Below are 12,687 nucleotides of genomic sequence, written 5' to 3'. Positions count from 1 at the left end.
ACCACGGACAACCCGCCCCGCCGACAACGCCCACATGGAGCATGCCCACCCCTCCTCCTCCGCCCTAGCCTGCGAGAAAAGACTGGACAGAGTCCGCGACACCTCCGCCCGCAACACCCCCAGGAGCCCCTCATGACCGCACTTCCGCAGGAGCGCCGCCTCGTCACCGCCATCCCCGGACCCAAGTCGCAGGAGCTGCAGGCCCGCCGGGTCGCCGCGGTCGCGCAGGGTGTGGGGTCCGTGCTGCCCGTCTTCACGGCGCGCGCGGGCGGCGGGATCATCGAGGACGTCGACGGGAACCGGCTGATCGACTTCGGTTCGGGCATCGCCGTGACCTCCGTCGGCGCCTCCGCCGAGGCCGTCGTACGCCGGGCGACGGCACAGCTCGCCGACTTCACCCACACCTGTTTCATGGTCACCCCGTACGAGGGCTACGTGGAGGTCGCCGAGGCCCTCGCCGAGCTCACCCCGGGTGACCACGCCAAGAAGTCCGCTCTGTTCAACTCCGGCGCCGAGGCCGTCGAGAACGCCGTCAAGATCGCGCGGGCGTACACCAAGCGGCAGGCCGTCGTCGTCTTCGACCACGGCTACCACGGCCGCACCAACCTCACCATGGCGCTGACGGCGAAGAACATGCCGTACAAGCACGGCTTCGGCCCCTTCGCCCCCGAGGTCTACCGCGTCCCCGTGGCGTACGGCTACCGCTGGCCGACCGGTGCGGAGAACGCGGGCCCGGAGGCCGCCGCCCAGGCCATCGACCAGATCACCAAGCAGGTCGGCGCGGAGAACGTCGCCGCGATCATCATCGAGCCGGTGCTGGGCGAGGGCGGCTTCATCGAGCCGGCCAAGGGCTTCCTGCCGGCGATCAGCCAGTTCGCGAAGGACAACGGCATCGTCTTCGTCGCCGACGAGATCCAGTCCGGCTTCTGCCGCACCGGCCAGTGGTTCGCCTGCGAGGACGAGGGCATCGTCCCGGACCTGATCACCACCGCCAAGGGCATCGCCGGCGGTCTCCCGCTCGCCGCGGTCACCGGCCGTGCCGAGATCATGGACGCCGCCCACGCGGGCGGCCTCGGCGGCACCTACGGCGGCAACCCGGTGGCCTGCGCCGGCGCGCTGGGCGCCATCGAGACGATGAAGGAGCTCGACCTCAACGCGCGGGCGAAGGCGATCGAGGCCACGATGAAGGCCCGCCTGACGGCCATGCAGGACAAGTTCGACGTCATCGGCGACATCCGCGGCCGCGGCGCCATGATCGCCATCGAGCTCGTCAAGGACCGTACGACCAAGGAGCCGAACCCGGAGGCGACCGCCGCGCTCGCCAAGGCCTGCCACCAGGCGGGCCTGCTGGTCCTGACCTGTGGCACCTACGGCAACGTCCTGCGCTTCCTCCCTCCGCTCGTCATCGGTGAGGAACTGCTCGAAGAGGGCCTCGACATCATCGAGCAGGCCTTCACCCGCATCTGAGGCCACAGCAGGCACACTGCCGACCGGAAGTGGACTGACCCCTTCCGACATCAGGGGTCACAGGCCTGACGGCCCTTGGGATTCCGGGGCTGCGGTGGCGAGAGGCAGAGGGTGTGAAGAAGGTGTGCGAGGTGGCGGTGAGGATGGGATTCTGCCTGTCGTACGCCGCCGCGCTGCCGTAGGTTCTACCCAGATGAGAGATACACCCCGCCCACAGGGGACTGTGGGTGACATCAGGCCGGGGCCTCCCCAGCTTCGACCTGGTCGTGCCCTCGCGCACACAACTGGAGCCTCCGGCTCCGGATCTCCTCACCGATCGGACAGTCGCCCGCCCCAAACCCCCCGGGGCGGCCGACCAACCGATCCGACCGGCCGCCCCGGAACCACCCCCCCTGTTCCGGGGCGGCCGGCCCTCCTCCTCATCCTTCTCGGAATCCCGGCCCTCCTCTTCGCCCTGATCACCTGGCAGGTCGTCGAGGACGGGCCGCTTCTGCGTGCCGACGAGCGGGTCAGCCGCGCGCTGGTCCACCCGGACCTCTTCTCGGCGGCCCTCGCCGACCTGGGCAATGTCGAGGTCGCGGTCCCGGTCCTCCTGGTCGCCCTCGGTTACGCGGCCTGGCAGGCCCGCCGGATTGGTACAGACCGATGGTGGCTGCCGTCCACCGCGGCGGCCGTCCTGATGGCCCTGGTCCCGGCCCTGGTCGTCCCCCTCAAGGAACTCACCGACCGCCCGGGCACCCCCGTCTCGCCCGGGACCGGCTACTACCCCTCCGGCCACACCGCCACGGCCGCCATCGCGTACGGCGCCGCCACCCTCCTCGTCCTCCCCTGGCTCCGGTCCATCCGGACCCGCCGCGCGCTGGTCATCGTGTACGCCCTACTCGTCCTCGGCGTCTCCTTCGGCCTGGTCCGCCGCGGCTGGCACTGGCCCCTGGACGTGGTGGGCAGCTGGTGCCTGTGCACGATCCTGCTGCTCGCGTTCCGCCTCTTCCTCGCACGACTCAGCCGCCACTGAACTCCTGGACCCCCTGAACGTCGCCGCTGCCTCGCCCAACCACCTCGGCACCTCGCACGGAACCGGAGTGGCAGACGCGGACTGGGTCACCAAGCACCACCGCCCCTGAACCACTCACCCAGCCATCGCCGCCCCCTGGGCACACCGGGGCATCGCCGCTGCCGGCCGGAGGACGCCCCCAGCCGTCTCACTCCCACCCCACGGCCCTGTCGCTCCCGGATCCTGACTCTTCCCGCCCCAGCACAACCGCCCGCGGGCACCACCGCCGACCCCCTGGGCACCGGAAGTCGCCGCCGCCGACGGAAACAACCGGCGCCGCACTCCCCTGCGCCACCCCGCTGCGCACGTTCCGCCTCTTCCCGGCCCCAGCACAACCCGCCACTGCCCCCTGGACACACCGAGCATCGCCGCTGCCGGCCGGAGGCCGCCCCAGCCGTCTCACCCCCACCGCACGGCCCCGTCGCTCTCAGATCCTGACTCTTCCCGGCCCAGCACAACCGCCCCTTGCGCCACCCTGCTCCGCGCGTTCCGCCTCCTCCCGGCCCGGGCACAACCGTCACTGACCCCCCGGGCACACCGGGCGTCGCCGCTGCCGGCGGGGGACGCCCGCAGCGTCGTACTCCCCCTGTGCACAGGGCTGCCCGCCCGGTCCGCGTCGGCCGCACGGGTGGCCGACGAGGGTGTGGCGGGACCGTCAGGTCAGCTCTCGTCCTCCGTCGCCAGGCCCGCCGCCGCCTCGTGCATCGCCAGTTCCAGCAGCGCCGGATCGATGAGTACGCCGGAGCCGTCCGGTGGGACCAGCCAGCGCACGCCTCCCCCGGCCACCCGGCCCGGGTACGGCACGACGATCCAGGTGCCGGCCCCGGCCGTACGGATGCCGGTGCCGAGCCAGCGGGCCGCGGTGCCCGGTGGCACGAAGAAGCCCATCCGCGCGTCGCCGAAGTCGACGAGCACCGGGCCGAGCTGGTCGAGGATGCGGGTGAGGACGTCGAGGGTCGGATAGCCGAGCTCGCCCGGCAGGATCAGTACGTCCCAGGCCTTGCCCGCCGGAAGCAGCGCGACCCCGAGGGGGTTGCGCTCCCACTCCCAGCGGCAGGCCTCGGGATCCGGTGCGACGGATGCCAGCCACTCGACCGCCGTCTTCGCCCCTGTCATGAAAAGACCTCCCTCTCTCTCGTCGACACTGGTTGCGTCACGAGAGAGAGGGAGGTTTCCCGGGGAGCATTACGCGGGTTCTGACCACCCGTTGGAGTGAATCAGATCACCTACGACCGTTCAGCTGTCGAATCCCAGACCGAGTTTGTCCATGGTCCGCAGCCACAGGTTGCGCCGCCCGCCGTGCGCGTCGGCGCGGGCCAGCGACCACTTGGTCAGGGCGATGCCGGTCCAGGCGAAGGGTTCCGGCGGGAAGGGCAGCGGCTTCCTGCGGACCATCTCCAGCGAGGTCCGCTCGGTGCTCTCCCCGGCCAGCAGGTCCAGCATCACGTCCGCCCCGAAGCGCGTCGCCCCGACACCGAGACCCGTGTACCCCGCCGCGTACGCCACCCTGCCCTGGTGCGCGGTGCCGTAGAACGCGGAGAACCGCGAGCAGGTGTCGATCGCGCCGCCCCACGCGTGGGTGAAGCGGACGCCCTCCAGCTGCGGGAAGCAGGTGAAGAAGTGCCCGGCGAGCTTGGCGTAGGTCTCCGGACGGTCGTCGTACTCGGCGCGGACGCGACCGCCGTACGGGTAGACCGCGTCGTAGCCGCCCCACAGGATGCGGTTGTCGGCGGAGAGCCGGAAGTAGTGGAACTGGTTCGCCGAGTCCCCGAGCCCCTGGCGGTTCTTCCAGCCGAGCGCCGCGAGCTGCTCTCCGCTCAGCGGCTCGGTCATCAGCGCGTAGTCGTAGACCGGCACGGTGTACGCCCGCACCCGTCTGACCAGGTTCGGGAAGATGTTGGTGCCGAGCGCGACCTTCCTGGCCCGGACCGAACCGTACGGCGTGCGTACGGCCATGCCGGCGCCGTAGGGCCTCAGGGTGAGGGCGGGGGTGTGCTCGTAGATCCGGACGCCGAGTCTGAGGCAGGCCCGCTTCAGGCCCCAGACCAGCTTCGCCGGGTTGAGCATGGCCACGCCCCGGCGGTCCCACAGCCCCGCCTCGAAGGTCGGTGAGGCGACCTGTTCGCGCACCCCGTCGGCGTCCAGGAACTCGACGCCGTCGGCGAGGCCCTTCTCCTGGAGCTCCTGGTACCAGTCGGCGAGTTCCCGGGCCTGGTACGCCTCCGTCGCCACGTCGATCTCGCCGGTGCGCTCGAACTCGCAGTCGAGGTCGTGCCGGGCGACCGCCTTCTCGATCTCGTCGAGGTTGCGCGCGCCCAGCTCCTGGAGCTTCACGATCTCGTCGGGCCAGCGGGTCAGCCCGTTGGGCAGTCCGTGGGTGAGGGAGGCGGCGCAGAAGCCGCCGTTGCGACCGGAGGCGGCCCAGCCCACCTCACGGCCTTCCAGCAGGACGACGTCCCGCTCGGGGTCGCGTTCTTTCGCGTTGAGCGCGCTCCACAGTCCGCTGTAGCCACCGCCGACGACCAGCAGGTCGCAGGTCTCGGCGCCGGTGAGGGCGGGCTCGGGGTGGGGCCTGCCGGGGTCGTCCAGCCAGTACGGCACCGGCTGGGCTTCGGAAAGTGCCTTTGTCCAACGGCTCATGGCGCTTGGGGCCATGATTTCAACTCCCTACAGGGTGCTGCGAAAGGCCTGTCGAGAAGACTTATGCCTTTTGCTTGTTACGGCGATTGCTGATGACCATGGAGGTCAGGACCAGAAGGACGGCGACGAGGAACATGGTCGTGCCGATGACATTGATCTGGACGGGAGTTCCGCGCTGTGCCGAACCCCAGACGAACATGGGGAAGGTGACGGTCGAGCCCGCGTTGAAGTTGGTGATGATGAAATCGTCGAAGGAGAGCGCGAAGGCGAGCAGCGCGCCCGCGGCGATTCCGGGGGCGGCGATCGGCAGGGTGACCCGGACGAAGGTCTGGAACGGCCCGGCGTACAGGTCCTGCGCGGCCTGTTCCAGGCGCGGGTCCATCGACATCACGCGCGCCTTGACCGCCGTCACGACGAAGCTCAGGCAGAACATGATGTGGGCGATGAGGATCGTCCAGAAGCCCAGCTGGGCGCCCATGTTGAGGAACAGGGTGAGCAGCGAGGCCGCCATGACGACCTCGGGCATCGCCATCGGCAGGAAGATCAGCGAGTTCACGGCGCCGCGCGCGCGGAAGCGGTAGCGGACCAGCGCGAAGGCGATCATCGTGCCGAGGACGGTCGCGCCGATCGTCGCCCAGAACGCGATCTGGAGGCTGACGGACAGCGAGCCGCACATGTCGGCGACCCCGCAGGGGTCCTTCCAGGCGTCCGTGGAGAACTGCTGCCACTCGTAGTTGAAGCGGCCCTTCGGTTTGTTGAAGGAGAACACCGTGACGACGACGTTCGGCAGCAGCAGATATCCGAGCGTGATCAGTCCCGCGATGACGACGAGATGACGCTTGAGCCAGTTGACGAAGGCCATTTAAACCAGATCCTCCGTGCCGGACCTACGGATGTAGAACGTGACCATGAAGAGAATCGCGGCCATCAGGATGAAGGAAAGAGCCGCGGCCGTCGGATAGTCCAGGATCCGCAGGAACTGCGTCTGGATGACGTTTCCGACCATGCGCGTGTCCGTGGATCCGAGCAGGTCGGCGTTGACGTAGTCGCCGGCCGCCGGGATGAAGGTCAGCAGCGTCCCGGAGACCACGCCCGGCATCGACAGCGGGAAGGTGACCTTGCGGAAGGTGGTGACCGGCTTGGCGTACAGGTCGCCGGCCGCCTCGTGCAGCCGCCCGTCGATCCGCTCCAGGGAGGTGTACAGCGGCAGGATCATGAAGGGCAGGAAGTTGTACGTCAGACCGCACACCACCGCGAGCGGCGTGGCCAGGACGCGGTCTCCCGTGGTCCAGCCGAGCCAGTTGGTGACGTCCAGGACGTGCAGCGTGTTGAGGGCGCTCACCACCGGGCCGCTGTCCGAGAGGATCGTCTTCCAGGCGAGGGTGCGGATCAGGAAGCTGGTGAAGAAGGGCGCGATCACCAGAACCATGATCAGGTTCCGCCAGCGTCCCGCGCGGAAGGCGATGAGGTACGCGAGCGGGTAGCCGAGCACCAGGCACAGGATCGTCGCGGCACCGGCGTAGAGGATCGAGCGCAGGAACTGCGGCCAGTACGCGGACAGCGCGTCCCAGTAGGTGGCGAAGTGCCAGGTGACCTTGTAGCCCGTCTCCAGGGAGCCCGTCTGCACGGAGGTGGAGGCCTGGTAGATCATCGGCAGCGCGAAGAAGACCAGCAGCCAGAGGATGCCGGGCAGCAGCAGCCAGTACGGCGTGAAGCGGCCCCTCTTGCGCGGGGGCTTCTTCTCCGGCGCGGTCGGGGTCAGAGGCGGGGGCGCCTCGGTGAGCGTCGCCATCAGACCGTCGCCTCTTCCTGGATGCCGGCGTCGATGTCCTGGGCGGCGTCCAGTCCGAAGGTGTGGGCCGGGTTCCAGTGCAGGACGACCTCGGCGCCGGGCACGAGCCGGTCGTCGCGGTCGATGTTCTGGGCGTAGACCTCGAACTCCGGGCAGACGGGACTGTCGATGACGTACTGCGTGGAGACGCCGATGAAGCTGGAATCGGCGATCTTCCCGGTGATCCGGTTGCGGCCGTCAGGGATCTCGCCGGCCTCGTCGGCGTGGGTGAGGGCGATCTTCTCGGGCCGGACGCCGACGAGCACCTTCCCACCGGTCGCCGTGGGCCCGGAGTAGCGCGCCTCGGGAAGGACCAGCTTCCCCCCGCCCGCCTTCAGGACGATCTCGCCGCCGCTCTTGGAGTCGACCTCGGCCTCGATGAGGTTGGAGGTGCCGAGGAAGTTGGCGACGAAGGTGGTGTTCGGGTTCTCGTACAGGTCGGTCGGCGAGCCGAGCTGCTCGACGCGGCCCGCGTTCATCACGGCGACCGTGTCGGCCATGGTCATGGCCTCCTCCTGGTCGTGCGTGACGTGCACGAAGGTGATGCCGACCTCGGTCTGGATCCGCTTGAGCTCCAGCTGCATCTGGCGGCGCAGCTTGAGGTCGAGGGCGCCGAGCGGTTCATCCAGCAGAAGGACCTTGGGCGTGTTGATCAGCGCCCGCGCCACCGCGACCCGCTGCTGCTGGCCACCCGACAGCTGGTGCGGCTTCTTGCGCGCCTGCTCACCCAGCTGCACGAGCTCCAGCATGTCCTCGACCTGCTTCTTCACCGACTTGATGCCACGCCGGCGCAGACCGAAGGCGACGTTCTCGAAGATGTCGAGGTGCGGGAAGAGGGCGTAGGACTGGAAGACGGTGTTCACCGGCCGCTTGTAGGGCGGCAGCCGGGTGACCTCCTGGTCGCCGAGGTGCACGGTGCCCGTCGTGGGCTCCTCCAGGCCGGCGATCATGCGCAGGGTGGTCGTCTTGCCGCAGCCGGAGGCGCCGAGCAGGGCGAAGAAGGAGCCCTGCGGGACGGTCAGGTCGAGCGGCTGTACGGCGGTGAAGCCGTTGTCGTAGGTCTTGCTGATCCCTGCGAGGCGGACGTCTCCGCTGTTGTCGGTGTTCTTGTTCGTCACGGTGATCACGCCCCAGTCAGCTTCGCGAACTTCTCTTCAAAGGCCGTCTCTTCCTTCGCGCTCAACGAGCGGAAGGCGTGCGACTTCGCGGCCATGGCCTTGTCGGGGATGATCAGCGGGTTGTTCGCCGCATCCGGGTCGAGCTTCTCCAGCTCGGGCTTCACGCCGTCGACGGGAGACACGTAGTTGATGTAGGCGGCGAGCTCGGCGGCAGGCTTCGGCTGGTAGTAGAAGTCGATGAGCCGCTCGGCGTTCGTCTTGTGGCGCGCCTTGTTGGGGATCAGCATGTTGTCGGTCGACGTCATGTATCCGCTGTCCGGGATGATGAAGTCGATGTCCGGACTGTCGGCCTTCAGCTGTACGACGTCCCCGGCCCAGGCGACACAGGCGGCGAAGTCGCCGCTGGTCAGGTCGGAGGTGTAGTCGTTGCCGGTGAAGCGGCGGATCTGCCCCTTGTCGACGGCCTTCTGGAGGCGCGCGATGGCCGCGTCGTAGTCGTCGGCGGTGAAGTGCGCCGGGTCCTTGCCCATGTCGAGCAGGGTCATGCCGATGCTGTCGCGCATCTCCGACAGGAAGCCCACCCGGCCCTTGAGCTTGGCGTTGTCGAGCAGGTCGGAGATCGACTTCACCTCGACGCCGTCGAGTGCCTTCTTGTTGTAGGCGATGACGGTCGAGATGCCCTGCCACACATAGGAGTACGCCCGTCCCGGATCCCAGTCCGGGTCGCGGAACTGCGCGGACAGGTTGGCGTAGGCGTGGGGCAGGTTGGAGGCGTCCAGTTTCTGGACCCACCCGAGCCGGATGAGCCGGGCGGCGAGCCAGTCGGTGAGCACGATGATGTCGCGCCCGGTGTCCTGCCCCGCCGCGAGCTGCGGCTTGATCTTCCCGAAGAACTCGACGTTGTCGTTGATGTCCTCGGTGTACTTCACCGAGATGCCGGTCTGCTTCTTGAACTGGTCGAGCGTGGGGTGGTGCTTCTCGCTCTCGTCCACGTCGATGTACTCGGTCCAGTTGGAGAAGTTGACGGTCTTCTCCTTGGCCGAGTGGTCCTCCGCGGAGACCCCGCCCTGGGTGTTGCCGGCCGCGGGGATGCCGCAGGCGCTCAGCGTCCCGAGGCCGCCGACCGCGAGCGCGCCGCCCGCGGAGGCGCGCAACAGGGACCGCCGGGTCATGGCGGCCCGGCCGTTTCGGAAGCTGCGCCGCATGGCGGCCACTCGGGCCGGGGACAGGCGGTCGGGCTCGTACTGCTCCATGCGCTGGTGCCCTTTCGGGAAGGTGGGCGGCCGCGGGTCGGGCGGCCTGAATACGTCACCCGGCGGTAGCCGGAAATCGGTTACAGCCGGTCCCCGAAGATCGTGCGGTGCCAGTCCTTCCTGACGACCGCCGTGTTGTCGAACATAACGTGCTTGATCTGCGTGTACTCCTCGAACGAATACGAGGACATGTCCTTGCCGAAGCCGGACGCCTTGTACCCGCCGTGGGGCATCTCGCTGATGATCGGGATGTGGTCGTTGACCCACACGCACCCGGCTTTGATCTCCCGCGTGGCCCGGTTCGCCCGGTAGACGTCGCGGCTCCAGGCGGAGGCGGCGAGCCCGTAAGGGGTGTCGTTGGCGAGCCGGATGCCCTCGTCGTCGCTGTCGAACGGCAGCACGACAAGAACAGGCCCGAAGATCTCGGACTGGACGATCTCGCTGTCCTGGGCGGCGTCGGCGACGAGAGTGGGCCGGTAGTACGCCCCCTTGGCCAGCTCCCCCTCCGGAGCCTCTCCCCCGGCCATCACGCGCGCGTAGGCACGCGCACGGTCGACGAACCCGGCGACCCGGTCCCGCTGGAGGTGGGAGATGAGAGGCCCGAGATCGGTGCCGGCGGCGAACGGGTCACCGAGCCGGACGGTCTCCATGAGGGCGGCGGTCCGCTCCACGAACGCCTCGTACAGCGGCCGCTGCACATACGCGCGCGTGGCGGCCGTGCAGTCCTGCCCGGTGTTGATGAGCGCGCCGGCGACGGCCCCGTGGACGGCGGCGTCCAGGTCGGCATCGTCGAAGACGACGAAGGGAGCCTTGCCGCCCAGCTCCAGGTGCAGCCGCTTGACGGTGGCGGTGGCGATCTCCGCGACCCGCTTGCCGACAGCGGTCGACCCGGTGAACGAGGTCATGGCCACGTCGGGATGCCCGACAAGACGCTCCCCCGCCTCCTTCCCGGTCCCGGTGACGATGTTGACGACGCCGTCGGGAATCCCGGCGTCGGCGGCGGCCTGGGCGAAGAGGAGCGAGGTGAGCGGGGTGATCTCGGCGGGCTTCAGCACGATGGTGTTGCCCGCGGCGATCGCCGGGAGGATCTTCCAGGCGGCCATCTGCAGCGGGTAGTTCCAGGGCGCGATGGACCCGACGACCCCGATGGGCTCCCGCCGCACGTAGGACGTGTGGTCCCCGGAGTACTCACCGGCGGACTGCCCCTGCAGATGCCGGGCGGCACCGGCGAAGAAGGAAGTGTTGTCGATGGTGCCCGGAACATCGAACTCCCGGGTCAGCTTCAGCGGCTTCCCGCACTGGAGCGACTCCGCGCGGGCGAAGTCCTCGGCCCGGTCGGCGAGCACGGCGGCGAACCGGTGCAGGGCGTCCGAACGGTCACCGGGAGTGGCGGCCGCCCACCCCGGGAAGGCCGCGCGAGCCGCGGCGACCGCGGCGTCGACATCCTCGACGCCGGCCAGCTCATAGGTGAACACCTCCTCTCCGCTCGCGGGATCCACGACCGCGTGCGTACGGCCGGAGGTCCCCTTGGTGAGACGCCCTCCGATGAACTGCGCGCCGTCGGCGAACCGCTCCTGGGCCGCGAACCGGTCCGGGGTGGCACTGCCCGGGTTGTGCATGTCGCTCTCCTCCGCCGTGACCCCGCGGCTACCGCGGGCGGGTGGCGTAGCTCCAGCTCGATTTGAGTGCCGATCCTGACAGAGCAATGACACTCCTACAAGTGATTCCGTTGTTGCCTTTCGGTTACGCGACGGAATCTGTCGACCAGGTGTCGAGTCGCCCCGGAAAAGGCAGGACGGAGTGTCAGTGGCTCCTGCCAGACTGGCGTGCATGGGGAAGATCACGGGGAAGATCGATTCACAGGATGCCCTGGTCCATCAGGTCCGGGCCGGAGCGAAGATCAAGTATCTGCACTTCTGGGGCCACCGCCCGCGTCCGGACGGCCGAGTCGGCGCGAGCTGTCTGAGCCAGTGGTGGCCGTCACCGTTCGTGGTCGACGGGGTGACCTATGCGACCGCCGAGCACTGGATGATGGCGGGCAAGGCGCGCCTTTTCGAAGATCGGGAAGCCGAGCGCCGGGCCGTGTCCGCCGGCCACCCGTCCCAGGCCAAGGCGGCGGGCCGCCTGGTCCGCGGCTTCGACGAGCAGACCTGGCAGCGCGAGCGCTTCGCCATGGTCGTCGAGGGCAGCGTCCACAAGTTCACGGCCCACGACGACCTGCGGGAGTTCCTCCTGAACACCGGCGACCGGGTCCTGGTGGAGGCCAGCCCGGTGGACCGGGTGTGGGGCATCGGCCTCGCGGCGGACGACGAGGCGGCGGGCGACCCGGCCCGCTGGCGCGGCCCGAACCTCCTGGGCTTCGCCCTGATGGAGGCGAGAGACCGCCTCAGAAACGCCTGAGGGGGACCACCGGATCCCCGGCAGTCCCCCGCGTCCTCCCGGACCGGTGCTACGCGACCGGACCGGCCGTTGCCACCACAGCGAGGGAGCCGTCGTAGTAGTCGGGCTCGTCGTCCGAGTTGATGGCGGCGGTGATGCCGATGGCGAGCAGGACGATCACGGCGATGCCGAGGATCGTCCCGATGATCCCCATGATGAACCCGGCCTGCGCCTGCCCGTGGTTGGTGGCCTCACCCCGCTCGGCCCGCTTGCGCCCCTTGATCCCGAACACGATGGCGAGGACCCCGAGCACCAGCGAGAGGATGCCGTACATGCAGAACAGGGCGCAGGACAGGATGCCCAGCACCATCGCGGCGACACCCATGCCGTTCTGCGGGGGCATCGGCGGGGCCCAACCGCCGTACCCCTGCGGGCTCTGCGGGTAACCGGGGTAGCCGTAGCCGGCGGGAGCGCCGGGGCCCTCGGGCCCGATGGGCGGGGGCGGCACGGAGGCGCCCTGCTCCGGCGCGGGATAGCCGTACCCGGGGGTGGGGGCGGGCCCCGCGGCTGCGGGCGGCGGAAAACCGTAACCGTCGTTCGGCACCGACGTCACCGTGGCCTGATCATGCACGGACGGCGACGGCGGCTGACCGGCGCCGGGCGGCGGGCTCTTCTCCAGCGAAGGCCCACTCTCCGGCGGCGCCCACGGGTCCCGCCCGCCCCCGCCCTCCCCGTTCGCCTGCGTTCCGTCCGTCATGCCCACGTTCCCCCTCGATCGTTCGTGCGGCCATGCTACGGGACCGCTGCGCTGGGCTTGGGCGGGGCGCCTATGGGGGTGCCGGGTGCGGTGGTCGGGCGGGTGCGGGTGCGTTGTGGCTGGTCGCGCAGTTCCCCGCGCCCCTGGGTGGGTCAGGTCGGCGCCAGCCAGGACGGGCCGTTGGCCGC

At 69.5% G+C, this 12,687-nt stretch carries 11 protein-coding genes; 3 read left to right on the top strand and 8 right to left on the bottom strand.

The genetic code is table 11. The features are described from left to right. Nucleotides 1-132: 132 nt before the first annotated feature. Nucleotides 133-1,467, top strand: coding sequence for a 4-aminobutyrate--2-oxoglutarate transaminase (gene gabT / locus ACFYZ8_RS43470; RefSeq protein ID WP_388533976.1), 1,335 nt, complete (start codon nt 133-135; stop codon nt 1,465-1,467). A gap of 223 nt (nt 1,468-1,690) precedes the next feature. Next, the gene (locus tag ACFYZ8_RS43465; RefSeq protein ID WP_359034998.1) at nt 1,691-2,482 is read left to right on the top strand and encodes a phosphatase PAP2 family protein; all 792 of its coding nucleotides are present in this window, start codon (nt 1,691-1,693) and stop codon (nt 2,480-2,482) included. 699 nt (nt 2,483-3,181) lie between these two features. Here ACFYZ8_RS43465 and ACFYZ8_RS43460 read toward each other — a convergent pair. The 7 genes from ACFYZ8_RS43460 to ACFYZ8_RS43430 all read right to left on the bottom strand — a co-directional run bounded on the left by ACFYZ8_RS43460 (nt 3,182) and on the right by ACFYZ8_RS43430 (nt 10,982). Next, nucleotides 3,182-3,637 carry a hypothetical protein gene (locus tag ACFYZ8_RS43460; protein WP_359035000.1) on the bottom strand — a complete coding sequence of 152 codons (456 nt, stop codon included), beginning with the start codon at nt 3,635-3,637 and terminating at the stop codon, nt 3,182-3,184. Nucleotides 3,638-3,757: 120 nt separating this feature from the next. After that, on the bottom strand, nt 3,758-5,176 hold the full coding sequence (locus ACFYZ8_RS43455) for an FAD-dependent oxidoreductase (RefSeq protein ID WP_359035002.1): 1,419 nt from the start codon (nt 5,174-5,176) through the stop codon (nt 3,758-3,760). 46 nt (nt 5,177-5,222) lie between these two features. Further along, on the bottom strand, nt 5,223-6,023 hold the full coding sequence (locus ACFYZ8_RS43450; protein WP_359035004.1) for an ABC transporter permease: 801 nt from the start codon (nt 6,021-6,023) through the stop codon (nt 5,223-5,225). Further along, a complete protein-coding gene (locus tag ACFYZ8_RS43445; RefSeq protein ID WP_359035006.1) occupies nt 6,024-6,953 on the bottom strand; it encodes an ABC transporter permease in 930 nt (309 codons plus the stop codon). It lies immediately after the preceding gene. Then, nucleotides 6,953-8,119: an ABC transporter ATP-binding protein gene (locus ACFYZ8_RS43440; protein WP_359035008.1), complete on the bottom strand. Its 1,167-nt coding sequence runs from the start codon at nt 8,117-8,119 to the stop codon at nt 6,953-6,955. Before ACFYZ8_RS43440 ends, ACFYZ8_RS43445 begins: the two co-directional genes overlap by 1 nt. Next, entirely contained in the window at nt 8,116-9,363 is a 1,248-nt protein-coding gene (locus ACFYZ8_RS43435) for a spermidine/putrescine ABC transporter substrate-binding protein (RefSeq protein ID WP_359035010.1), read from the bottom strand. The genes ACFYZ8_RS43440 and ACFYZ8_RS43435 overlap by 4 nt, the downstream gene beginning before the upstream one ends. Before the next feature lie 80 nt (nt 9,364-9,443). Beyond that, nucleotides 9,444-10,982: a gamma-aminobutyraldehyde dehydrogenase gene (locus ACFYZ8_RS43430; RefSeq protein WP_388533983.1), complete on the bottom strand. Its 1,539-nt coding sequence runs from the start codon at nt 10,980-10,982 to the stop codon at nt 9,444-9,446. Between the two features lie 211 nt (nt 10,983-11,193). Here ACFYZ8_RS43430 and ACFYZ8_RS43425 point away from each other — a divergent pair, with 211 nt between their 5' ends. After that, entirely contained in the window at nt 11,194-11,763 is a 570-nt protein-coding gene (locus ACFYZ8_RS43425) for an NADAR family protein (protein WP_388533984.1), read from the top strand. A gap of 49 nt (nt 11,764-11,812) precedes the next feature. On the opposite strand, the gene ACFYZ8_RS43420 is transcribed toward ACFYZ8_RS43425, so the two are convergent. After that, the gene (locus ACFYZ8_RS43420) at nt 11,813-12,499 is read right to left on the bottom strand and encodes a DUF4190 domain-containing protein (protein WP_388533986.1); all 687 of its coding nucleotides are present in this window, start codon (nt 12,497-12,499) and stop codon (nt 11,813-11,815) included. Between the last annotated feature and the right edge of the window lie 188 nt (nt 12,500-12,687).

The organism is Streptomyces sp. NPDC001668 (assembly GCF_042893155.1).
In the GTDB taxonomy this organism is placed as follows: Bacteria; Actinomycetota; Actinomycetes; order Streptomycetales; family Streptomycetaceae; genus Streptomyces.
Note: the sequence above shows the minus strand (reverse complement) of the source record. Positions and strands in the feature narration are given on the sequence as shown.